General features: G+C 74.3%; 22 protein-coding genes. 10 read left to right on the top strand and 12 right to left on the bottom strand.

The features are described 5' to 3' along the window. Nucleotides 1-2 precede the first annotated feature (2 nt). The 3 genes from E7744_RS11830 to E7744_RS11820 are packed head-to-tail and all read left to right on the top strand — an operon-like array spanning nucleotide 3 to nucleotide 3084. Complete coding sequence (locus E7744_RS11830; protein ID WP_137774287.1) at nucleotides 3-338, top strand: DUF202 domain-containing protein; 336 nt, start codon at nucleotides 3-5, stop codon at nucleotides 336-338. Between the two features lie 41 nt (nucleotides 339-379). After that, nucleotides 380-1426 carry an agmatinase gene (speB, locus tag E7744_RS11825; protein ID WP_137774286.1) on the top strand — a complete coding sequence of 349 codons (1047 nt, stop codon included), beginning with the start codon at nucleotides 380-382 and terminating at the stop codon, nucleotides 1424-1426. Beyond that, nucleotides 1423-3084 (top strand): thiamine pyrophosphate-binding protein, encoded by a 1662-nt coding sequence (locus E7744_RS11820; RefSeq protein ID WP_137774285.1) that lies wholly within the window; start codon nucleotides 1423-1425, stop codon nucleotides 3082-3084. The genes speB and E7744_RS11820 overlap by 4 nt, the downstream gene beginning before the upstream one ends. A gap of 93 nt (nucleotides 3085-3177) precedes the next feature. Here the strand turns inward: E7744_RS11820 and E7744_RS11815 are convergent, their stop codons facing one another. Continuing rightward, on the bottom strand, nucleotides 3178-3612 hold the full coding sequence (locus E7744_RS11815; RefSeq protein ID WP_137774284.1) for a pyridoxamine 5'-phosphate oxidase family protein: 435 nt from the start codon (nucleotides 3610-3612) through the stop codon (nucleotides 3178-3180). A 129-nt stretch (nucleotides 3613-3741) separates the two neighbouring features. Then, the gene (locus E7744_RS11810) at nucleotides 3742-4701 is read right to left on the bottom strand and encodes an inositol monophosphatase family protein (protein WP_137774283.1); all 960 of its coding nucleotides are present in this window, start codon (nucleotides 4699-4701) and stop codon (nucleotides 3742-3744) included. Between the two features lie 170 nt (nucleotides 4702-4871). Here E7744_RS11810 and E7744_RS11805 point away from each other — a divergent pair, with 170 nt between their 5' ends. The 5 genes from E7744_RS11805 (at nucleotide 4872) to E7744_RS11785 (ending at nucleotide 9583) form a co-directional block, all read left to right on the top strand. Next, complete coding sequence (locus E7744_RS11805) at nucleotides 4872-5375, top strand: MarR family winged helix-turn-helix transcriptional regulator (protein WP_137774282.1); 504 nt, start codon at nucleotides 4872-4874, stop codon at nucleotides 5373-5375. Further along, nucleotides 5372-6817, top strand: a complete 1446-nt coding sequence (locus E7744_RS11800) for an MFS transporter (RefSeq protein WP_210417107.1) — start codon at nucleotides 5372-5374, stop codon at nucleotides 6815-6817. The genes E7744_RS11805 and E7744_RS11800 overlap by 4 nt, the downstream gene beginning before the upstream one ends. 159 nt (nucleotides 6818-6976) lie before the next feature. Continuing rightward, nucleotides 6977-8254 carry an App1 family protein gene (locus tag E7744_RS11795; protein WP_137774281.1) on the top strand — a complete coding sequence of 426 codons (1278 nt, stop codon included), beginning with the start codon at nucleotides 6977-6979 and terminating at the stop codon, nucleotides 8252-8254. After that, on the top strand, nucleotides 8244-8768 hold the full coding sequence (locus E7744_RS11790; RefSeq protein WP_137774280.1) for a thioesterase family protein: 525 nt from the start codon (nucleotides 8244-8246) through the stop codon (nucleotides 8766-8768). The genes E7744_RS11795 and E7744_RS11790 overlap by 11 nt, the downstream gene beginning before the upstream one ends. Beyond that, nucleotides 8765-9583, top strand: a complete 819-nt coding sequence (locus E7744_RS11785; RefSeq protein ID WP_137775027.1) for a spermidine synthase — start codon at nucleotides 8765-8767, stop codon at nucleotides 9581-9583. Before E7744_RS11790 ends, E7744_RS11785 begins: the two co-directional genes overlap by 4 nt. A 137-nt stretch (nucleotides 9584-9720) precedes the next feature. On the opposite strand, the gene gdhA is transcribed toward E7744_RS11785, so the two are convergent. The 3 genes from gdhA to E7744_RS11770 form a co-directional block, all read right to left on the bottom strand. Further along, entirely contained in the window at nucleotides 9721-11061 is a 1341-nt protein-coding gene (gdhA, locus tag E7744_RS11780) for an NADP-specific glutamate dehydrogenase (protein ID WP_137774279.1), read from the bottom strand. Nucleotides 11062-11220: 159 nt separating this feature from the next. Continuing rightward, nucleotides 11221-12234: an aldo/keto reductase gene (locus E7744_RS11775; RefSeq protein WP_137774278.1), complete on the bottom strand. Its 1014-nt coding sequence runs from the start codon at nucleotides 12232-12234 to the stop codon at nucleotides 11221-11223. Nucleotides 12235-12330: 96 nt separating this feature from the next. Then, the gene (locus E7744_RS11770) at nucleotides 12331-13527 is read right to left on the bottom strand and encodes a glycosyltransferase family 1 protein (protein WP_137774277.1); all 1197 of its coding nucleotides are present in this window, start codon (nucleotides 13525-13527) and stop codon (nucleotides 12331-12333) included. Between the two features lie 134 nt (nucleotides 13528-13661). Between E7744_RS11770 and E7744_RS11765 the strand changes: the two genes are divergently transcribed. After that, nucleotides 13662-15116 carry a DUF6350 family protein gene (locus E7744_RS11765; protein WP_246858434.1) on the top strand — a complete coding sequence of 485 codons (1455 nt, stop codon included), beginning with the start codon at nucleotides 13662-13664 and terminating at the stop codon, nucleotides 15114-15116. A gap of 25 nt (nucleotides 15117-15141) precedes the next feature. Here the strand turns inward: E7744_RS11765 and E7744_RS11760 are convergent, their stop codons facing one another. The 5 genes from E7744_RS11760 to E7744_RS11740 form a co-directional block, all read right to left on the bottom strand. Further along, nucleotides 15142-15564 carry a hypothetical protein gene (locus tag E7744_RS11760; RefSeq protein ID WP_137774276.1) on the bottom strand — a complete coding sequence of 141 codons (423 nt, stop codon included), beginning with the start codon at nucleotides 15562-15564 and terminating at the stop codon, nucleotides 15142-15144. A gap of 62 nt (nucleotides 15565-15626) precedes the next feature. Then, nucleotides 15627-16592: an ABC transporter substrate-binding protein gene (locus E7744_RS11755; RefSeq protein WP_137774275.1), complete on the bottom strand. Its 966-nt coding sequence runs from the start codon at nucleotides 16590-16592 to the stop codon at nucleotides 15627-15629. A gap of 34 nt (nucleotides 16593-16626) precedes the next feature. After that, nucleotides 16627-17310: an ABC transporter permease gene (locus E7744_RS11750; protein ID WP_137774274.1), complete on the bottom strand. Its 684-nt coding sequence runs from the start codon at nucleotides 17308-17310 to the stop codon at nucleotides 16627-16629. Further along, a complete protein-coding gene (locus tag E7744_RS11745) occupies nucleotides 17307-17954 on the bottom strand; it encodes an ABC transporter permease (RefSeq protein WP_137774273.1) in 648 nt (215 codons plus the stop codon). Before E7744_RS11745 ends, E7744_RS11750 begins: the two co-directional genes overlap by 4 nt. After that, nucleotides 17951-18853, bottom strand: coding sequence for an ABC transporter ATP-binding protein (locus tag E7744_RS11740; RefSeq protein WP_137774272.1), 903 nt, complete (start codon nucleotides 18851-18853; stop codon nucleotides 17951-17953). The genes E7744_RS11745 and E7744_RS11740 overlap by 4 nt, the downstream gene beginning before the upstream one ends. Before the next feature lie 70 nt (nucleotides 18854-18923). Between E7744_RS11740 and purN the strand changes: the two genes are divergently transcribed. Then, nucleotides 18924-19523, top strand: a complete 600-nt coding sequence (gene purN / locus E7744_RS11735) for a phosphoribosylglycinamide formyltransferase (RefSeq protein WP_137774271.1) — start codon at nucleotides 18924-18926, stop codon at nucleotides 19521-19523. A gap of 3 nt (nucleotides 19524-19526) precedes the next feature. Here the strand turns inward: purN and E7744_RS11730 are convergent, their stop codons facing one another. Together E7744_RS11730 and E7744_RS11725 are read right to left on the bottom strand one after the other, a co-directional pair. Further along, nucleotides 19527-20789 (bottom strand): exonuclease domain-containing protein, encoded by a 1263-nt coding sequence (locus tag E7744_RS11730; RefSeq protein ID WP_246858433.1) that lies wholly within the window; start codon nucleotides 20787-20789, stop codon nucleotides 19527-19529. Between the two features lie 182 nt (nucleotides 20790-20971). Continuing rightward, on the bottom strand, nucleotides 20972-22303 hold the full coding sequence (locus E7744_RS11725) for an MFS transporter (protein ID WP_246858432.1): 1332 nt from the start codon (nucleotides 22301-22303) through the stop codon (nucleotides 20972-20974). Between the last annotated feature and the right edge of the window lie 41 nt (nucleotides 22304-22344).

Below are 22344 nucleotides of genomic sequence, written 5' to 3'. Positions count from 1 at the left end.
CGATGGCACTGCCGGGGGCGACCGCCCTGCACCAGGACCCGGGCCTGCAGCCCGAGCGCACCGTGATGAGCTGGGACCGGTCCCTGCTGGCCATGGTCGTCTCCGCGGCCATGTTCCTGCGGTGGTACGGCACGGTCGGCGTGCTCGCCCTCGCGCCGGCCGCCCTGTGCGCGGTGGCGGCGCTGGTCATCCACTGGACGCAGCGGTCCCGCTACCGGGTCCAGGCCGCGGGGATCGCGCGCGAGCGGGTCCACGCCGACGTGGGGGCCGTGCTGTGGCTCGGGGGCCTCGTGGTGGTGCTCGCCCTGCTGGGCGTGGTCGCCATGTGGTCGATCTGACCCTCTGGCCGTGGGCCGTGCCAGGCCATACCGTGAGGCCCATGGTGCACATCCCCCGCGTCACGGAGAACGGGCGGCTCGGCCCGGTCGACTCGTCCCGGGTGCCGCGGTACGGGGGAGCGCCGACGTTCGCCCTGCTGCCGCGCCTCGACGAGGCCGAGGCCGCCGGGCGGCCGCCCGGGATCGTCGTCGCGGGCGTCCCCTTCGACTCGGGGGTCTCCTACCGGCCCGGGGCCCGGTTCGGTCCGGGGCACGTGCGCCAGTCCTCGCGGCTGCTGCGCCCCTACAACCCGGCGAGCGGGACCGCCCCGTTCGCCCAGGCGCAGGTGGCCGACGCCGGGGACCTCGTGGTGAACCCCTTCGACCTCGGGGCCGCGATCGAGGCCGTGCAGGCCGGGGCCCTCGCCCTCACCGCCGGCGGGGCCTCCCTGCTGGCCCTCGGCGGGGACCACACCGTCGCGCTGCCGCTGCTGCGCGCCGCCGTCGAGCGCGCCGGCCGACCCGTGGCGCTGCTGCACTTGGACGCCCACCTGGACACGTGGGACACGTACTTCGGGGCCGCCTACACGCACGGCACCCCGTTCCGGCGGGCGGCCGAGGAGGGCCTGCTGGACGCCGCGGCGCTGTGCCACGTCGGCACCCGCGGCCCGCTCTACGGGGCCCGCGACCTCGAGGACGACCGCGGGTTCGGCTTCGGGATCATCACCGCCGCGGACGTCTACCGGCACGGCGCCGACGCCGTGGCCGCGCGGCTGGCCGCGCGGATCGGGGACCGGCCCCTGTACGTCTCCGTGGACATCGACGTGCTCGACCCCGCCCACGCCCCCGGGACGGGGACGCCCGAGGCCGGGGGGCTCACCAGCCGGGAGCTGCTCGAGATCCTGCGGGGGCTGCGCGGACTGGACCTGGTGGGCGCCGACGTCGTGGAGGTGGCACCGGCCTACGACCACGCCGAGCTCACCGGCATCGCCGCCGCCCACGTGGCGTACGAGCTCATCACCCTCATGGCGCAGCGCCGCGCGGACCGGGACGGGGCCGGCGCCGGGGACGGGGCCACCGGGCCCCATGAGCCCGGGGACGCGCGGTGAGCGGCGGGGCCGGACCCCGCGCGCGCACGGGCGGCGACCTCGTCGTGGAGACCCTGCAGGCCCTGGGCGCCCGCACGGTGTTCGGCATCCCGGGCCAGCACGCCCTGGGGCTCTTCGACGCGCTGTCCCGGTCCTCCCTGCGCTTCGTCTCCTCCCGCGTGGAGAACAACGCGGCGTTCGCCGCCGACGGCTACTCGCGGGCCACGGGCGAGGTCGGCGTGCTGTTCCTGTCCACCGGTCCCGGCGCGCTGACCGCCCTGGCCGGGCTCCAGGAGGCGTACGCGACCGCCGTGCCCGTGGTCGTCGTCGCCTCCCAGATCCCCGTCGCGGGGCTGGGGGCGCGCCGCAAGGGGATGCTGCACCAGCTCGACGACCAGAAGGCCTCGGCGCGCAACGTCACCAAGGCCCAGGCCACGGTGCACCACGCCTCCGGCATCCCCTCGGCCCTGCAGGACGCCTGGGCCCAGGCGGTGACCGTCCCGCAGGGCCCGGTGTGGGTGGAGGTGCCGCAGGACGTGCTGCTGGGGGAGGTGCTCGTCCCGCCGGTGCGGGACGCACTGGCGGTGCCCTCCGAGCACCCGCCGCGGGCGGAACTCATCGAGGAGTCGGTGCGCTGGCTGGCCGCCTCCCGGCGGACGGCGATCGTGGCCGGGGGAGGGGTGCGCCGGTCCGGGCCCGCGGCGGTCGCGCAGCTGCGCCGGGTGGCCGAGCTGCTGGAGGCGCCGGTGGTCTGCACCCCCGGCGGGAACTCGGCCTTCCCCGCGGACCACCCGCTCTCGCTCGGCTCGTGGGTCGAGGACCGGCACGTGACCGAGGTGCTGGAGGACGCCGAGGTGCTGCTCGTGGTCGGCTCCTCCCTGGGGGAGGTCACCTCCAACTACTTCACGCTCGTCCCGCGGGGACGGCTCATCCAGGTCGACGCCGAACCCCGGGTCCTCGAGTCCAACTTCCCCACGCTGGGGGTGCGGGCGGACGCCGGCGCCGCGCTCGGCGCGCTCGCGGCCGCCCTGGAGGGCACGACGACGGCCGGCCCGGACTGGCACGGCGAGCCGGCCGCGCGGGTGGTCGAGCGGACCCTGGCGGCCGTGCGGTCCCGGCTCGACGGCCAGGGCCTGGAGCGCGAGCGGCGGTTCCTGGCCGACGTCAGGGAGGCGGTGCCGGACGCCATGCAGACCTACTGGGACATGACGATCGCCGCGTACTGGGCCTGGAACTGCTGGGACGCCCGCCGGGGCCAGTTCCACTCGGCGCAGGGGGCGGGCGGGCTCGGCTACGCCTTCCCCGCCGCGCTGGGAGGGGCCGTCGGCACCGGGGAGCGGGTGCTCGCCGTGGCGGGTGACGGCTCGGCCATGTACTCGGTGGCCGAGCTCGCCGCGGCGCGGCAGCACGCGGTCCCCGTGACGTGGCTCGTGGTGGACGACGGCGGCTACGGCATCCTGCGCGAGTACATGCAGGACACGTTCGGCCGGGCCACCGCGACCGAGCTGTGCCGGCCGGACTTCGCGGCCCTCGCCGCGTCCTTCGGGGTGCCGGCCGAGGAGGCCGCCGTGGAGGACGTGGGGCCGGCCTTGGCGCGCGCGCTGGCGGGGGAGGGACCGAACCTGGTGGTGGTGCGGACGCGGCTGAGGATGTGGGCGCCGAGCCACGTGGCCGGCTGAGGCCGGTCGGGGCGGCGGTCCACCCGCACGCAACGGGCCCCCGGCGAGCGCGTCAGCTGCCGGGGGCCCGGTGGGGTGGTGTGCCGCCGGCTGCTAGTCGAAGCGCTCGGGCTGCTCACCGAAGATGAAGTGCCGACCGGTGACCCGGTTGACCGTGACCTCTATGAAGAAATCCTTATACGTGGGGACCCAGGGGTCAATACCCAAGGACTCCGCGAACGAGATCTCGTCCTCCGTCTCCAGCACGCGGGCGCTGCCGCGGGCGAGCACGGACCATGCCTCGTCCGAGAGGATGCCGTCCGCCTCGAAGATGACCTTGGGGTTGATGGTCAGCTCGGCGAGCTTGTTCCCCGGCGCCGTGCGGAAGTAGATCCGGCGGTCCCGGGCGATGAAGTTCACCGGGACCAGGTCGAGCTCGTCGTTGACCCGCAGGCCCAGGCGGCCGTGCCGGGTGCCCTCCAGGATCCTCCAGCACTGGTCTTCGTCCAGGACCAGGATGGCCTCGTCGTCGGGGTGTTCGAACATCATGGGCCCGGCCTCCTGCGTGCCTCGTCGCGGCCGGCGCGCGGACCGCCCGGCCTGGTGCCCGCTCCGGTCACGTCCGCTCCCTCGCGGAGGCCCCGGTCAGCGGGCACTTCCATTATCCCGTGCGGCCGGTCATCCGGCCAGTGTGGGGGACGTCTCACGGCCCGCGCGGCGGTGGCCGGCCGCACGGCGGGCGGCGACCGTCTCCTCCAGGACACCCAGCGCCGTCGGGGCCGCGCGGCCAGGGGCCACGGCGACGTAGCACGGCGCCAGGTGCGCGCCGCGTCCCCCGTCCGCCCCGGCGGCGTAGGACCGGGCCACGTAGCGACCGCCCGCCCGGCGCACGAGCAGCTGGCCCACCGCCACGTCCCAGGGGTTCGTGTCCACCCCGAGGGTCACGTCCGCCCAGCCGATCGCCGTGTAGGCCAGCTCGAGCGCCCCCGAGACGGTGCGCCGGACGGTGGCATAGGCGTCCACGAGCCGGCCGAAGCGCTCCAGGGCCGCCGGCCCGTCCACCGCGAGGGCCTCGGCCGAGGGGTAGGAGGTCACGAGGTTCAGCGCGTGCTCGGGGGCCGGCGCGGGGGCGCTGCCGGCGCCGCCCGCCACGTCCGGGGCGCCGTCCGTCCCGGACCCGTCCGATGGCCCGGCGCCGAACCGCTCGCCGTTGAGGTACGCGCCCGCGTCGTCCGCGGAGAACTCCAGGCCGTTCACCGGGTCCAGCACGACGCCGGCCACCACCTCGCCCTCGACGGCGGCGGCCACGGAGACGGAGAACATGGCGAAGCCGTGGGCGAAGTTCGCGGTGCCGTCGATCGGGTCGATGATCCACTCCACCGCCGCGTCCGCACCGCGCGCGCCGCCCTCCTCGCCGGTGAACCGGCTGCCCGGCACCGCCCGGCCCAGCAACCGGACGAGCTCGTCCTCGGTGGCCCGGTCGTGGACGGTGACGAGGTCATGGGTGTTGCGCTTGGTGCCCAGGTCGATCTCGGCGGGGGTGGACCGGAAGGCGCGGACCAGCCGCGGGGCGCAGGCGGTGGCGGCCTCGACCGCCACGCGGCGCAGCTCGGCGGGGGACGGGACGGTGCTCGGCATGCCGCCAGCCTATCGGCGGCGGGCCCGGGGCCGGCGCCGGGTCCCGAACGGGTCCGGAACGGGGCCGGAGCAGCACCGGATGCGGACCGGGCCGACGTCGCCGAACTCACACCGCACGACCTTGTTGCCGGAGGCAAGCAAACCTAGAATTGGTTGCCGGAGGTAACCAAATGGCCGATCCGAGCCCATCACCCGTCCGTCCCGAGCACGCCCCCCTCAGCCGGGAGGTGGCCGACGACCTGCTCTCCGTCCTGCAGGCGTTCGAGCGCGTGGTCCGCTGGGGCTTCCGCACCCAGCAGCACCCCGACGATCCCGGTCCCGCCGCCCAGGCCACGTTGTTCTACCTGCTGCGCCATGAGCCGGCCCGCGCCAAGGACATCGCCGACTGGCTCGGCGTCGGCGCGGCGCCGATGTCCCGGCAGCTGGCGGACCTGGAGGCCCAGGGCCTCGTGGGACGCGTCCCCGACCCGGACGACGCGCGGGCCGCGCTGACCAGCCTGACGGACGCCGGGCAGGAGGCCGTCCGCGAGTTGCGCGCCCGGCGCGTGACCGTCCTGCAGCAGGCGCTCGGCGGCCTCGCGGACGAGGAGGTGCGGGACTTCACCGGCTCCATGGAGCGCATGGTCGAGGAGTTCCGCCGGGGGCTGCACGCCGTGAAGGGGGCCCGCCCGTGACCGCACCGTCCGCGCCGGTGGCCGCCGCGGCCCCGCCGATGGGCCACCGCGAGATCCTCGAGGCCCTCACCGGCATCCTGGCCGGGTTCTTCGCGGCCATGCTCTCCATCAACATCGTGGTGACCGCGCTGCCGGTCATCGTCCACCACCTCGGCGGGGACCAGATCCAGTACTCCTGGGTCCTCACCGGCACGCTGCTGGCCAACGCCGCGACCACGCCCATCTGGGGCAAGCTCGCGGACCTGGTGGACAAGAAGCGGCTGATCCAGCTCACGCTGCTGATCTTCATCGCCGGGTCCGTGGTGGCCGGGGCCGCCCCGGACATGAACTGGCTGATCGCCGGCCGCGTGATCCAGGGGATCGGCGTCGGCGGGCTCGGGGCACTGTCCATGGCCATCATGGGCGCGATCATCGCCCCGCGCGAGCGCGGCCGCTACGCCGGGTACATGGGCGCCGTGATGGCCACCGCCACGGCCGCCGGGCCGCTGCTCGGCGGGCTGATCGTGGACACCATCGGCTGGCGGTGGACCTTCTGGGTGGGCGTGCCGCTGGCCGTGCTGGCCATGGTGGTGATCGCCAAGACGCTGAGGATCGTGCACGTGGGCCGCCCCGTGCACATCGACTGGTGGGGCGCCACCGTCCTGGCGCTGGCCACGTGCCTGCTGCTCGTCTGGGTCTCGTTCGCGGGCAATCCCGTGTACTTCGCCTGGCTGTCCTGGCAGTCCGCGGCGTTCCTGGGCTCCGTGGTGGCGCTCGCGGTCCTGTTCCTGTGGCTGGAGTCCCGCTCCGTGGAGCCCGTCATGAACCTGCGGATCTTCCGCAACCGCACCACCGTGCTGGCCATCGTGGCCTCGGTCAGCGTGGCCGTGCTGATGTTCTCGCTGCCGGCCTACCTCGGCCTGTACTTCCAGAACGGCCGCGGCCTGGAGCCCACGCAGTCCGGGCTGCTCACGCTGCCGCTCATCCTCGGCAACCTCATCGGCTCCGTCACCACCGGCCAGCTGATCACCCGGTACGGGCGGTGGAAGCCCTACCTCGTGGCCGGTTCCGTGGTGGCCGTGGCCGCCACGGCCTGGCTCGGCTTGGTGGACGCCACCACGTCCTACTGGCTCATCGGGACCAAGCTCCTCCTCGTGGGCCTGGGGCTCGGCATGGTCATCCAGAACGTCGTGCTCGCCGTGCAGAACACCGTGACCGTGATGGAGATCGGGGCCTCCTCGGCGGCCGTCACCTTCTTCCGCACCGTGGGCGGGGCGATCGGCAACTCGGTGCTCGGCTCCCTGATGGCCATCCAGCTGCTGGGGGCCGGGACACCGGGGCAGGTGGCGGACACCTACGCCAACGGCTCCGGGGCGCTGTTCGCGCTGGCCGCCGTCATCGCGCTGCCGGCCGTCTTCGCGGTCTCCGCCATCCGGGAGGTGCCCCTGCGCCGCACCGTGTGACGGCGGCGCCCGGCGGCGCCCGGCGGGCGGGCGGCGGCCGGGCGGGGTCGAAGCGGGGCCGTGGCGGGGCGGAGGCGGGGCCACGCCCGGCGCCGTCGGTGCGGGCCGCGCCGTCATGCGGGGTGGGGTGCACCCCCGGGGTGGTGGATACTGGGGGACATGGCCGAACGGAACCCCGCCTCCCCGCCTGCCCCGGACGCCCCGCCGTCCCCGCTGCTCGAGGACCGGGAGCCCCTGGTCACCGAGCACGTGGCCACCCTGCTGCAGGACCGCTGGCACCGGCTGCGGCGCTCCGCGGCGATCAGGGCCGGCCACCAGCCCACGCTGATGTCCTTCACCGGCTACGGCACCACGGGATGGATCCGCGTGTTCTCCCGCGTGGTGATGGCCCCGGACGAGGCGTTCGAGAACGGCCGCCGGCTGTCCAAGGTCGTCGAGGACGGGATGCGCGGCTGGCACAACTTCACCTCCCCGCCCGTGCCCTACGCCCGGGTGCGGGTGATGGCCGGCGGGCGCACCTTCACCGTGCGCGCCGACCGCGGTGGCGTGGTGGACGCCGTCGTCGAGGTGGAGATGGAGCCGGGCTGGCAGACCGTCACCCTGGAGTCCGACGGCAGCGAGCCGACCACCTCGGACGTGTACATCGTGGAGGACGGGGTGAGCACCGGCGTCGTCTCGGACATCGACGACACCGTGGTGGTCACCTACCTGCCGCGGCCGATGCTCGCCGCGTGGAACTCCTTCGTGCTGGACGAGCACGCCCGCACGCCGACCCCGGGCATGTCGGTCATGCTGCACCGGCTGCTGGAGCAGCACCCCGCCTCCCCGGTGGTCTACCTGTCCACCGGCGCGTGGAACGTGGCCCAGACCCTGTCCCGGTTCCTCTCCCGCAACCTCTACCCGTTCGGCCCGCTGCTGCTGACCAGCTGGGGCCCCACCGAGGACCGGTGGTTCCGCTCCGGCATGGAGCACAAGGTCACCCAGCTGGACCGGCTCGCCCGCGAGTTCCCCGGGGTGCGGTGGCTGCTGATCGGCGACGACGGCCAGCACGATCCCGAGATCTACGCCGACTTCGCCCGCCGGCACCCGGAGAAAGTGCGGGCGATCGTCATCCGCCAGCTGACGCCGTCGCAGGCCCTGCTGGCCGGTGGCCGGGCCACGGACACCCGGGACACGACCCCCGGGGTGCCGTGGTGCTACGGGCCGGACGGCGCCTCGCTGGCCCGCCAGCTCGAGGAGCTCGGCATCCTCGACGCCGAGCGCGCCGCCGCCGTGCCACTGACGTGGCCCCGCAACGCCCGGGACACCGGCGTGGACCCCGAGCCGGAGGACGCCCTGGAGGGCACGGCCGACGGGGTGGGCGCGGCGGGCCGCCGCCCGCCCGAGGGCCTGGCCGAGGCGCGCACGGCGGGGGACGCGGTGGGCCATGGCCGCTGAGCAGGCGACGGCGCCCGGCCCCACGCGGCCGGTGACCGGGACCATCGAGGACCGTCCCGACGGCGGCGGCCCCGGCGTGCGCGTGGAGGTCCCCCTGCGCTGGGGGGACATGGACGCCTACGGCCACGTGAACAACGTCCGGGTGGCCTCCATCCTCGAGGAGGCCCGCATCCTGGCGTTCGGCGTGCCGGCGGGCACCGGCCGCCCGGGGGCCCCGGCGCCGATGTCCCTGCTCGACGGGGTGCCCGACTCCGTGCAGGTGCTGATCTCGGAGCACCGCATCCGCTACCGCCGGCCCCTGGAGTACCGCACCGTCCCGGCCACCGTGTGGGTCTGGGTGGCCGCCGCCAAGGGCGCCTCGATCGAGGTCGCCTACTCCGTGCGGGACGGCGTGGACGGCGCGGAGTGCGTCACCGCCGGCACCACCATGGTGTTCGTGGACGCCGCCACGGGACGCCCCGTGCGGCTGAGCGAGGACCAGCGCGAGACCCTGACCCGGCTCGGGCGGGACTGACGGTGCCCGGGGCGCCGACCGGCCGCAGCGTCCAGCTCGCCGCCTCCGGCGAGCGCGCCCGGATCGTCCCGGACGAGCACGACGACGGCTGGGTGCTGGAGATCGGCGGCATGGTCCAGTCCCACGTGGACCTGGCCGACCCCACGCGCATCCGGTACGAGTACCTGCGCCGGATGGCCAACGTCCTCGACGCGGCCTGGGCGCCCGGGCTGCCCGTCCGCGTCCTGCACCTGGGGGCCGGCGCGCTGACCCTGCCCCGCTACGTCCAGGCCACCCGGCCCGGCTCCGCCCAGGCGGTGGTGGACCTCGACCGGGAGCTGCCCTCGCTCATCACCGCCGAGCTGCCGCTGCCGGCGGGCACGGAGCTGGACGTGGTCATCGGCGACGCCCGCGAGGCGCTCGCCCGGCTGCCCGCGGGGGGCTTCGACGCCGTCGTGCTGGACATCCACACGGCGGTGGACGCGGCCGCGCACCTGACGGGGGAGGGATTCTACGCCGAGCTGCTGGACCGGCTCGGCCCCGGCGGGGTGCTCCTGGTCAACATCGGCGACGACGCCGGGCTGCGCTTCCTGGCCCGCGAGGCCCGCGCCCTGGAGTCCGCGGCCGACCGGGCGGGGCTGCCGGGGGCGTGGGCGCTGGCCGACGCCACCCTGGTGGAGCGGCGGCAGGCCGGCAACGTGGTGCTGGCCGTCGGGCAGGACCTGGGGGCGGGCGACCCGGAGGCGCTGCGCGCGGGGCTGCTGGCCGCCGGGCCGCACCCGGCCGCCGTGCTGGACCCGTCGGCGCTCGCCGCCCTGGCCGCCGCGATCGGCTGAGGACGGGCCGGCCGGCGCGCAACGGCCCGGCCCGCAAGGAACTGGAGGTCGGAAATGCCCCGTCCCGGCGCCGGTGGGGCGCTGGAACGGGGCACGTTCGACCACTCGATGCGGGGAGTGGCGGGGACGGGGAGGGGTCAGATGACGCCCTGGGCGAGCATCGCGTCGGCCACCTTCACGAAGCCGGCGATGTTGGCACCGACCACGTAGTTGCCCGGAGTGCCGTACGCGTCGGCGGTCTCCAGGCAGCGGTCGTGCAGGTCGGTCATGATCTGCTCGAGCTTGTCGTGGGTGTACTCGAAGCTCCAGGTGTCCCGGCTGGCGTTCTGCTGCATCTCCAGGGCGGAGGTGGCCACGCCGCCGGCGTTGGCCGCCTTGCCCGGGCCGAACAGGACGCCGGCGTTGATCAGGTGCTCCGTGGCCTTCTGGGTGGAGGGCATGTTGGCGCCCTCCGCCAGGGCCACCAGGCCGTTGTCGATCAGGGTCAGGGCGGCCTTGTCGTCCAGCTCGTTCTGGGTGGCCGAGGGGATGGCCACGGTGCCCGGCACGTCCCACACGCTGCCGCCGGCCACGAAGCGGGACCGGCCGCCGCGGGCCTCGGCGTACTCGGCGATCCGGCCGCGCCGGACCTCCTTGATCTCGCGCAGCAGGTCCAGGTCGATCCCGTCCTCGTCCACCACGTAGCCGGAGGAGTCCGAGGCGGTCAGGACGGTGGCGCCGAGCTGCTGGGACTTGGCGATCGCGTTGAGCGCCACGTTGCCGGAGCCGGAGACCAGGACGGTCTGGCCGTCCATGGACTTGCCGTGGGTGCGCAGCATCTGGTCCACGAACATCACGGCGCCGTAGCCGGTGGCCTCCGGGCGGACCAGGGAGCCGCCCCAGGAGATGCCCTTGCCGGTCAGCACGCCGGACTCGAAGCGGTTGGTGATGCGCTTGTACTGGCCGAACAGGTAGCCGATCTCCCGGGTGCCCACGCCGATGTCGCCGGCCGGCACGTCCGTGTACTCGCCGATGTGGCGGTAGAGCTCGGTCATGAAGGACTGGCAGAAGCGCATGACCTCCGCGTCGGAGCGGCCGGCCGGGTTGAAGTCCGAGCCGCCCTTGCCGCCGCCGATCGGCATGCCGGTCAGGGCGTTCTTGAAGATCTGCTCGAAGCCCAGGAACTTGATGATGCCCAGGTACACGGAGGGGTGGAACCGCAGCCCGCCCTTGTACGGACCCAGGGCCGAGTTGAACTCGACGCGGAACCCGCGGTTGATCTGCACGTGGCCGGCGTCGTCCACCCACGGCACGCGGAAGATGATCTGGCGCTCCGGCTCGCACATGCGGCGCAGGATGCCGGACTCGACGTATTCGGGGTGGCGGTTGACCACGGGCCCCAGGGCCTCGAAGACCTCGGTCACGGCCTGGTGGAATTCACTCTCGCCGGGGTTGCGGCGGAACACTTCGTCCCGCAGGTTCTCCAGACCCTTTTCCATGTCCGTCCTCGCTTTCCTCGGTGGCGTCCCCTCGTAGGGAGGGCGTCCCCCAACGGACGGGAGAGGCCGCGACCACTGTACCGGCCGGTTCGGTCCCCCCGGGAAGCATGACGGCCGCCGCCGCGGGGCCCGGCCGGGGGCCCGACGGTGGCGGGCGGCTCAGCCGGCGGGCGCGTCCTCCGTGTCGATCGAGGCCTGCTGCCGGGCCGAGTAGCGGTGCCCGCGCACGGTGCCGTGGTTGATGATCGCGTCCAGCCGGGCCACGTCCTCCGCGGACAGGACCACGTGCTCGGCGGCGAGGTCCTCCGCGAGGTGCGTGGCCGACGTCGTGCCGGGGATGGCGAGCACCTCCGGCCCCTGCGCGAGCACCCAGGCGATGGCGAGCGCGGCCGGGGTGGTGCCCAGGCGCTCGGCCTCGGCGCGGAAGGGGCCGAGCAGGGCCAGGTTCGCGGGGTAGTTCTCCGGGGCGAAGCGCGGCATGGCGTGGCGCATGTCCCCCTCCGGCAGCGCGGCGGGATCGGCCAGGGTGCCGGCGAGGAAGCCGCGGCCGAGCGGGGAGAAGGCCACGAGCGTGGTGCCGGTGCGGCGGCAGGCCTGCAGCAGGCCCCACTCCGGGTTGCGCGTCCACAGGGAGTACTCGTTCTGCACCGCCGCCACCGGGTGCACCGCGTGCGCCCGCTCCAGGGTGGCGCCGGAGACCTCGGACAGCCCGTAGGCGCCGATCAGTCCGGCCCGCACCAGGTCGGCCAGGGCCCCGGCGCTGTCCTCCACGGGGACCCGCGGGTCCAGCCGGTGCAGGTAGTACAGGTCGATGAAGTCCGTGCCGAGCCGGCGCAGCGAGGCCTCCACCTGCCGGCGGATCGTCTCCGGGCGCCCGTCCACCGGCCGGCCGGGATCGCCCGTGAGCCCGCACTTGGACGCCAGGAACACCTCGGCGCGCCGGGAGCCCAGCGCCCGCCCCACCAGTTCCTCGTTGCGCCCTCCGCCGTAGAGGGTCGCGGTGTCGACGTGGTCCACGCCGGCGTCCAGGGCCGCGTGGACGAGCGCCACCGCGTCCTCCTCGGCCGGGAAGCCCGAGTAGCCGTGGTTGAGGTTCATGCACCCCAGCCCCACGGGCCGCACGGTGCGGCCGGCCAGCGGGCGGGCGGAGGACAGGTCCTGGGTGAGCGTCATGGTCGTGACCCTAGCGGAGGGTGCGACGCGGGCCGGGGCGCCGGGCGGGTGTGGCGGCCGGGTCCGCCGGGAGCCGGGGCGGGCGTCCCGGCCCGGTCAGCGCTGGACCAGCCAGCCGTCCCAGCCGGTGCCCTGCTCCAGGTAGGTGCGCACGAAGACCTGGTTCTGCCGGGTGCGGACCCGGACGGCGCGCTCGTAGTAGCCCACCAGCTGCTCGCACAGCACGGGCCACGTGCGGCCCTGGACGGACCGGAAGGCGGCCTCGGCGAAGGCGCGGCGCTTGACGTCGTCGTAGACGAGGTCCCGGACGCGGTCCCGGAGGCCCGCCAGGTCCCCGGGGCGGTAGAGCCAGCCGGTGCGGGAGGGGTCCACGAGGTCCAGTGGGCCGCCGCGGCCCACGGCCACCACGGGCACCCCCGAGGCCATGGCCTCCTGGATGGTCTGGCAGAAGGTCTCCGACTCCCCGGGGTGGACGAACAGGTCCAGGCTGGCCACGTGGCGGGCCAGGTCCTCCCCGCCCTGGAAGCCGGCGAAGTGGGCGCCGGGCAGGCGGCGGACGAGGGACTCCTCGAGGGGGCCGGAGCCGATGATGACCAGGCGCGTTCCGGGCAGGTCCGTGAGCACGGCGAGGTCCTCGACCTGCTTCTCGGAGGCCAGCCGGCCCACGAAGCCGATGAGGCGCTCGCCGTGCGGGGCCAGCTCGGCCCGCAGCGCCTCGTCGCGGCGGGAGGGGTGGAACCGGCCGGTGTCCACGCCGCGGCGCCACAGGTGCACCCGCTGGACACCGCGGGCGTGCAGCTGGTCCACGCAGAAGGTGGAGGGCGCCACGGTGAGCGTGGCGAGGTCGTGGATGCGCTCCACGTGCTGCCAGAGCACCTCCTCGAGCCAGGGGAAGCCGTAGCGGGCCGCGTAGTTGGGCACCTCCGTCTGGTAGATGCACACGCTGGGCAGGCCGAGCGCGTGGGCGGCCTGGACCGCGCGCCACCCCAGCACGAAGGGGGAGGCGATGTGCACCACGTCGGGGGCGAAGTCCGCGAGGATGCGGCGCACCCGGTTCACGGTGCCGGCGGCCACCCGGACGCTCGTGTAGCCGGTCATGGGGATCGAGGGCAGCCGGTGCACGGGGTAGCCCTCCACCTCGGCCGGGGCCTCGTCGTCCATCCAGGACGAGGAGGGGGCGATGACGAGCACCTCGTCACCGCGGCCGCGCAGGTGGCGGATGACCTGGAGGATCGAGTGGGTCACGCCGTTCATGTGCGGGAGGAAGGACTCTGCGACGATGGCGACTCTCACGCTCCCCGACCGTAGGCACCGCCGCCGACGCCCGGCGGGCGGCCCGGTGGAAGGCAGGTGGCGGCCCGGTGAACTCCCGGGGGCCGCGCCGCTGCCCGGCCGCGCCGGGGGCGGATGGCACCATGGACGGTGCCATGACTGCTCGCAACCGCGCCCTGAGACCGCTGCCGCTGCCCCTGTGGATCCAGGGGGCGATCGAGGTCTTCCTCGCCGCCATCGTCTCGGCCATCCTCGTGGTGGTCCCGCTCGTGGGCATCTGGTCCACGGGCGGCTTCGCCTCCACCCAGGTGGACTTCGTGGCCCAGCTCGGAGGCCAGGCCTGGCTGGCCATGCACGGGGTGCCGCTGCACCTGACCCTGGAGGCCGGACCGAGCACGGCGGACACGCTCACCGGCACGTTCTGGTTCCTGCCGTGGGGACTGGTGCTGCTGCCGCTGGGCCTGGGCTGGCGGGCCGGGCGGCGCCTGGCCCGCGCCTCCTACCGGGACCAGATCTGGCAGCCGCTCGCCGGCGGTGCCGGCACCTACGCCCTGTTCTGCCTGGTCACCGCCCTGCTGGTGCCGAACGGCATGGTGGCCATCAACCCGTTCTGGGCGACCGTGGTCCCGACCCTGCTCATGGTCGGGGCCCTGCTGGCCGGCGCGCGGCGCGAGGCCGGCTCGTGGGAGCGGCTGATCGGCGTGGACGCCGCGGACCGGATCGCCTCCCTGTCCCAGTCCAAGCGCTGGGCCGGGTCCTACGCGTGGTCCGTGGTGCGGGCCGGCGTCGTGGGCCTGGTGGCCTCCTTCGCCCTCGCCGCGGCGCTGCTCGCCGTCCAGGTGGGACTGCACTGGGCGGACATCGCCCGGGTGTACCAGCAGCTGGACGCCGGGATCTGGGGCGGGGCCACCCTGACCGCGGTCCAGCTCGGCGTGATGCCGAACCTCGCGGCGTGGACCCTGGCGTGGTCGTCCGGCGCCGGGTTCGCCCTGGGCGCGGGCTCCACGGTGTCCCCGCTGCTCACCGCGGTGGGCCCGCAGCCGGCCATCCCGGTGCTCGCCGCCGCGCCGGTCGGCCTGGACCCGGCCTGGTCCTGGCTGTTCCTGCTGCTGCCCGTGGTCGGCGGGTTCTTCGCCGGCTGGTGGCTGCTGCGCGAGGGGGAGAACCACCTGGACGAGTGGCTCGCCCTGAAGATCGAGGCCCGCTGGGCCTCCCTCACCGTCTCCACCCTGGCCCTGGGCCTGCTGGTGGCCCTGGCCACGGCCCTGCTGTCCGTGGTGCCCTTCGCCCTCTCCGGCGGCTCGCTCGGGGTGGGCCGGCTGGCCGAGATCGGCCCGCACGCCGGGGCCGCCGCGGGGCTGCTGGGCCTGCTGGTGGGCTTCGGGGCGGTGCTGGGCTACCTCGTCTCCCCGTGGTGGGAGCGCGACCGCCTGGTCCTGCCGGAGCACTGGCACGAGGACGAGGACGAGGACGAGGGCGCGGAGGCGGCCGATCACGAGGCGGACGGCGGCGAGCGCGGCGACGCCGCGGCGGACCACGGGGAGGCCACCGGGCGGGCCGGCCACGGCGCCCCGCGTCGCGGTGGCCTCCGCCGCCGGCGCCGCGACTGAGCGGCGGCACGGGCTCCCGGCGGCGTCAGCCGCCGACGGCCGGTCCGGGGATCCCGCCCAGGTGCTCGGCGTACTCGCTGCCGCACCGCTGCACCGCCCGCTCGGTCAGGGCCCCGTCCGTGCAGCGCTCGAAGGAGGTGGTCGCGTCCCAGAACACCACCTGGGCGGCGGCCACGAAGCCGAACAGCGCGCAGCCGACCAGGCCCGCGGCGGCGGCCATGCGCAGCACCCAGGGCGAGGCGATCCGTGCGGTGCGGACCAGGGCGAGCACGCCCACGGCGATGCCCGCGAGGGCGAACCCGAGGGACACCACCTTCCACGGCAGCACTAGGACGGAGGAGAGGTAGGTCAGCACGAGCATCCCGGCCAGCCAGACCAGGGCGTCCCGCAGGGACCGGTACCTCGCCAGCTCGGGGTCGGCCGGGGTGCGGCGGGGGCTCGTGCTCACCGCTCCAGCCTAGTGGGAGCGGTGCGGGGCCCGACGGCGGCCCCGGGCGCGATCCCGACCGGTCAGTCGAGGCCCTGCTCGCCGAGCCACTGCTCGGCGATGTCCGCGCTGGAGGCCTGCTCCTGCACGGATCGGCGGTTGAGGCCGATCAGCTCCTCGGTGGTGAGCTTGGCGTTGACCTCCTCGATGACGGCGGCGGCCTGCTCGTCCACGGCGTCGGAGGCGATCGGGGTCACGTTCTGCGTCAGGATCAGGTTCTCCGGGTCCTCCAGGGTCACCAGGCCCTCCGTCTCGATCGAGGGGTCGGCGGAGTAGATGTCCGCGAGCTGGACGTCCCCATCCACCAGGGCCTTGACGGTCAGCGGGCCGCCGGAGTCCTCCACGGGCACCAGGGTGACGTCCACGCCGTAGGCCTCCTTGAGGCCCTCGGGGCCATACGGCCGCGTCTCGAACTCGGAGTTGGCGGCCACCTTGAGCGGTCCGTCCACGTCCTTGAGGTCCGCCAGCGAGGACAGGGAGTGCTCGCGGGCGAACTCCTGCGTGACGTTGTAGGAGTCCTGGTCCGTCGCCTCGGCCGCCTCCAGCGGGCGCAGGCCGTCCGGGAGGACCTCGGCCAGCGCGGCGTGGATGTCCTCCGGGCTGGTGGCGGTGGCGTCCTTGTCGTAGTACTGCAGCAGGTTGCCGGAGTACTCGGGCATGAGGTCGATCCCGCCCGACTCGACCTCCGGCAGGTACACCTCGCGCTGGCCGATCTGGTACTGGCGCTCCACCGCGTGGCCGTCCGCCTCGAGGGCCTGGGCGTAGAGCTCGGCGATGATCTCGTTGGAGTAGTACTGCTGCGAGCCGATGACGATCGCCTCGCCGTCCCCCGCGGCGGAGCCGGAGGCAGACCCGGAGGCGGAGCCGCTCGCGCCGGCGGACCCGGAGGCGGAGCCGCCGCCGAGGGGGTCGGAGCTGCCGCAGCCGGTGAGGGCGAGGACCGCGGCGGCGGACAGGACGAGAACGGGGCGGCGGGCGAGGTGCTTCATGGTGGTCCTCTCGAGTGACGGCGCTGACCCGAACCTACGTGGTGATCAGCCGCCGCGCCACCGTGACACCGCGGGGCACGGCGGCCCGGCCGGCGGCGGCGAAGGCCCCGTCCAGCACCACGGCCAGGGCCACCACGAGCAGGGAGGCGCCGAGCATCATGGCGTAGTCCTGGGTCTTCAGCCCCAGGAAGAGGAACCGTCCCAGCCCGCCCGCGCCCACGTACGCGGCCAGCGTGGCGGTGGCCACCACCTGCAGGGCCGCGGAGCGCAGCCCGCCCAGCAGCACCGGCAGCCCCAGGGGCACCTCGATCTGCCACAGCACCTGCGCGCCCGTGTAGCCCTGGGCGCGGGCGGCGTCGATGACCCTCCGGTCCACCGCCTCGAAGCCGGCGTAGGCCCCCGCCAGGATGGAGGGTACGGCCAGGATGACGAACGCGGTCATCGGGGCGGCCAGGCCGATGCCCAGCAGCAGCCCGGCCAGCGTGAGCACGCCGAGCGTCGGCAGGGCCCGGGCGGCCCCGGAGACGGCCACGGCCAGCCCCCGGCCCCGGCCGGTGTGGCCCACCCACCAGCCGACCGGCACGGCGATCACCGCGGCGATCGCCACCGCCAGCAGCGTGTAGCCCACGTGCTCCACGGAGCGCGCCGCGATCCCCGCGGGACCGTCCCAGTGGGCCGGGTCCAGGCACCAGCGCACGGCCTCGAGCAGCTGGTTCATGCGCCCGCCCCCGCCGTCCGGGTCCACGGCATGGCCAGCCGGCCCAGGAGCACGATGAGGCGGTCCAGGGCGAGGGCCAGCACCGCCGTGAGGACGATCCCGGTGAGGATCTCCGCGAGGATCCCGCGCTGGAAGCCGTCCGTGAACAGCAGCCCGAGGGAGGGGACGCCGAGCACGGCGCCCACGGTGCACAGGGAGACGGTGGAGACGGCCACCACGCGCAGCCCGGACAGGATCACGGGCCCGGCCAGGGGCAGGTCCACGGCGAGGAACCGGCGCAGCGGCGGGTAGCCCAGGGCCACGGCGGCGTTGCGCGCCTCCGGCGGGATCCCGTCCAGTCCGTCCGCCACGCTGCGCACGAGCAGCGCGACCCCGTAGAGCGTCAGGGCCACGACCACGTTGACCACGTCCCGGACCCCCGTGCCGATCAGCACCGGCAGCACGATGAACAGCGGCAGCGAGGGGATCGCGTAGAGCAGCCCGGCCCCGGTGAGCAGCGGCCCGTTGAGCGGGCGGTAGCGGTGCGCCAGCCAGCCCAGCGGCACGGCGAGCACCAGCGCGGCCAGCACGGCCGGCAGGGACGTGGCCAGGTGCGCCCAGGTCCGGTCCGCGATCAGCGGCAGGTTCTGCAGCACCCAGGTCATGCGGCGGGCCCCTCCTGTGCCCCGGGCCCGGTCCCGACGTCGGCCGGGGCACCCGGGTGCGGGCCGCCGTCGGGCCGGGGGTCCGGTTCGGCCAGCACCCCGGCGGGCCGGCCGTGGGCGTCCACCAGCACGACCGAGCCGTCCCCGGTGCGCTCGCGGTGCAGGACCCGCTGGCCGCGGTCCAGGCCGAGGAAGGTGCGCACGAAGTCGCTGGCCGGCTCGGCGACGAACTGCCGCGGGGTGCCGCGCTGGGCGATCCGGGCGCCGGACTGCAGCAGCACGATCTCGTCGCCCAGGGCCAGCGCCTCGTCCATGTCATGGGTGACGAACAGGATGGTGGTGCCGATCTGGCGGTGCAGCTGGACCAGCTGGCGCTGCAGTTCCGCGCGCACGAGCGGATCGACCGCCCCGAAGGGCTCGTCCATCAGCAGGATCTCCGGGTCGGCCGCCAGTCCGCGGGCCACCCCCACGCGCTGCTGCTGGCCGCCGGAGAGCTGGGCGGGGTAGCGGTCCGCCATCCGCGGGTCGAGCCCCACGAGCTCCATCATCTCCAGGGCGCGGCGGCGGGCGGCCCGGCGGTCCATGCCGGTCAGCCGCGGGACGGTGGCGATGTTCTGGGCGACCGTGCGGTGCGGCAGCAGGCCGGAGTTCTGCATGACGTAGCCGATGCGGCGGCGCAGGGCCACCGGGTCCCGGCCCGCGATGTCCGTGCCGTCCACGAGCACCTGCCCGGAGGAGGGGTCCACCATGCGGTTGACCATGCGCATCAGGGTGGTCTTGCCGCAGCCGGAGGACCCGGCCAGCACGGTGAGCGAGCCGCGCGGCACCTCGAGGCTGAAGTCGTCCACGGCCACGGTGCCGTCCGGGAACCGCTTGGTCACCGATCGGTAGGAGATCATGGGCTCACCCTACGGGGCGGCGGACGCACCGGTCACGGGCGGAGGCGGGGCGCCGCCTAGGATGGAGCCCATGCGCATCGTGGCCCTCGTCTCCGGTTCCGGCACCAACCTGCAGTCGGTGATCGACGCCGTCGCCGCCGGACGGCTGGACGTGGAGATCGCCGCGGTGGGCGCGGACCGGCCCGACGCCGGCGGGCTGGCCCGCGCGGCGGCCGCCGGGATCGAGACCTTCGTGGTGGACTTCGCCGCGTACGAGGACCGCGCCGCGTGGAACCACGCCCTGGCCGAGGCCACGGCCTCCCATGCCCCGGACTACGTGCTCTCCTCCGGCTTCATGCGGATCGTGGGGGAGGAGTTCCTCGACGCCTTCGGCGGCCGGTACCTCAACACGCACCCGGCCCTGCTGCCGGCCTTCCCGGGCGCCCACGGCGTGCGGGACGCCCTGGCCTACGGGGTCAAGGTCACCGGCTGCACCGTGCACGTGGCCGACGCCGGCGTGGACACCGGCCCGATCCTCGCCCAGGCCGCCGTGCCCGTGCTGGACACGGACACGGAGGAGGTCCTGCACGAGCGGATCAAGGTCCAGGAGCGCCAGCTGCTGCTCACCGTCCTCGGCGAGCTGGCCGGGGGCAAGCGGCCGGAGGACTACCTCACGGCCGCCCGCCGCTGAGGGCTATCGCAGGACTACGTTCCACAGGTAGTCCTCGTCGACCACCGGGATGCCATAGTCCCGGGCCTTGCGCGCCTTGCCGGACAGGCTGTCCGGATCCGCTGCGACGAGCAGCCTGACCTTCTTGGTCACCGCCTTGTGCGGTGTGAACCCTGCCCGGCTCAGTAGGCCCTCGATCTCCGTGCGCGACCTGGACATGTCTCCCGTCAGGACCACGAGGTCGCCGGCCGTCAGGGAGCGGTCGACCGGCTCGCCCGCCATCGTCCTGGGGGCCGATGGCGGGCCGTCCAGCGCGTCCGTCACGGTCGCAGGATCGATCGCCAGCAGCCGCGCCACGGCGACGAGGTCCTCGCTCTCCTCGGCTGTGAGGATGCCATCCGCCCACGCCGAGGCCGTGAGAGCACCGAAGTAGTCGACGTGCAGGGCGGCCGCCTCATCGGGTCCGATGCCGACCATCGCCGCAACGTCGATGAGCGCCGCCTGTTCATGTGCAGACAGGTGCCGGTCCAGGAGGGCCTGGTCGAGGACGGCGAGGTACTCCTCATGGTGGACCGGGCCGTCGAACTCTGGCATCCGCGCGGCCATCCGCTCCAAGAAGTGCTCCCGGGGGGAGTCCGCCACGGTGCGGAGCACCGGACGGCATGGGGTCAAACCGGTTCCGGCGTGCCAGTTCGTCGCGGCGGCCTTGCGGATGTGCTCGTCCCAGAGGGGCAGGTCGTGGTCAAGCTCCATGTACCGGCTGAGTAGTATGGCGGCCGCCTCAGCATCGGCGCTGGCACTATGGGCGTGTTCCAGGGGAATGCCGAAGGCGTCGCAGCAGTCTTGGAGCGTGCGGCCAGCCCCCGGGAGGTACTGATGGGCCAGCCGCATGGTACAGACGCCACCATGTAGTGCATCCTCGGGAACGCGGACCTGCGTCCTGCCGAACTCGGCCAGGAGGAACCGCGCATCGAAGGACAAGTTGTGCGCCACGACCACGCTGCCAGACAGCCGCCAGGAGAGTTCGTCGGCGATGTCGGCGAACCTTGGCGCCTCCAGGATGTCGGCTGCCCGGATCCCATGGAGAGACTGCTTGCCGAGGTCCCGGCCGGGATTCACCAGCGTCTCCCAGCGCTCCACGACGGAGCCCTGTCGATCCATGGTCACGATGGCGATCTCGACGATCCGGTCGTGACCACCCGGGAACAAGCCCGTGGTCTCGGTGTCGATAACGGCGAAATGCCCTGACGCCATGCTGCCCTCCGCTGTCGTGGGTGCGATATCCATACGGTAACCGGCGCCGCAGCCAGAATGTCCATGTCCGGGCGCGACGAAGGCCCCAGCCGAGGGGAGGGCTGGGGCCTTCTGTCATCATCACTCGCACCGTGATGTCTCCGACGGTACGGGTCCTTCCTTGGAGCGAGCCCGGTGCCGGATGACCATTGGCTGGGGGCCGGGCGCCGGTGGCCTCAGTCGAGGACCTTGCGGGTGCCCTCGGAGGTGAGCAGCACCGCGACGAGACCCGCGGCCATCACGGCCACCCAGAAGCCGGCGACGGCGACCATCCCGCCGGCCAGCATGAGACCGGCCGCGATCATCGGGGTGAACCCGGCCCCGAGGGTGGAGGCGCCCTGGTAGGCCAGGGAGGCGCCGGTGTAGCGGACCCGGGTGGGGAACTGCTCGGCGATGTAGGCGCCGATCGGGCCGTAGAGCAGGCCCTGGACCAGGCCGTTGCCGACGACGATCGCCACGGCGAAGCCCCACATCGTCCCGCTGTCCAGCAGCATCAGCAGCGGGTAGGCCAGCACGATGCCCGCGATCCCGCCGATGGCCAGCATGCGCCGGCGGCCGTGGCGGTCGGACATCCGGGCCGCCCAGAAGGTGACGACCAGGGTGATGACGGCGCCGGCGGCCTTCCAGTTGAGCACGCCCTCGCGGTCCACGCCGTTGCCCACGGCCACCGAGACGCCCCACATGGTGAGGACGGCCTGGCAGGCGTAGAAGCTCATGGCGGCCAGGAGCGTCAGCACGACCGCCCGGGGGTGGTGGCGCAGCACGTCCAGCAGGGGCAGCTTGGTGCGGCGGGTCTCGGCCTCGTCCTCCAGCCGCTGGAACATGGGCGACTCGGCGACCTTGAGGCGGATGACCATGCCCACGGCGATCAGGGCGGCCGAGAGCAGGAACGGCACGCGCCAGCCCCACTCGAGGAATGCGTCCCCGGTCAGGGCCGAGGTGGCCGAGACGACGAGGGTGGCCAGGATGGCCCCGGCCGGGCCGCCGGCGTTGGCGAAGGCGGTGGCGAAGCCGCGCTTGGACTGCGGCGCGTGCTCCAGGGCCATGAGGGCGGCCCCGCCCCACTCGCCGCCGACCGCGATGCCCTGCAGGACGCGCAGCAGCACGAGGATGACGGGGGCCGCCAGGCCGATCTGCGCCGTCGTCGGGAGCAGGCCGATCAGGGTGGTGCCGGCGCCCATGATGAGCATGGAGAGCACGAGCATCTTCTTGCGGCCGACCCGGTCCCCGAAGTGGCCGAAGACGATGCCGCCCAGCGGGCGGGCGACGTAGCCGGCGGCCAGGGTGCCGAAGGAGGCGAAGAGGGCCACGCCCTCGCCGAGGCCGGCGAAGAACACGTGGTTGAACACGATCGCCGCCGCGGTGGCGTAGAGGATGAAGTCGTAGTACTCGATGGCGCTGCCGACGAAGCTCGAGCCGAGGATGCGCCGCATGTCCCGGGTGTTCAGGGACTCGGTGGGCGCGTGCGCGCCGGGGCGCGCCTGCTGGTGTTCGCTCGTGATGGCCACGGGGGACCTCCTGGGGGAATTCTACGGGGGACGGGGGACGG

This window comes from Citricoccus sp. SGAir0253 (genome assembly GCF_005877055.1).
Lineage (GTDB): Bacteria > Actinomycetota > Actinomycetes > Actinomycetales > Micrococcaceae > Citricoccus.
This window is presented reverse-complemented; position numbering and strand designations above follow the sequence as displayed.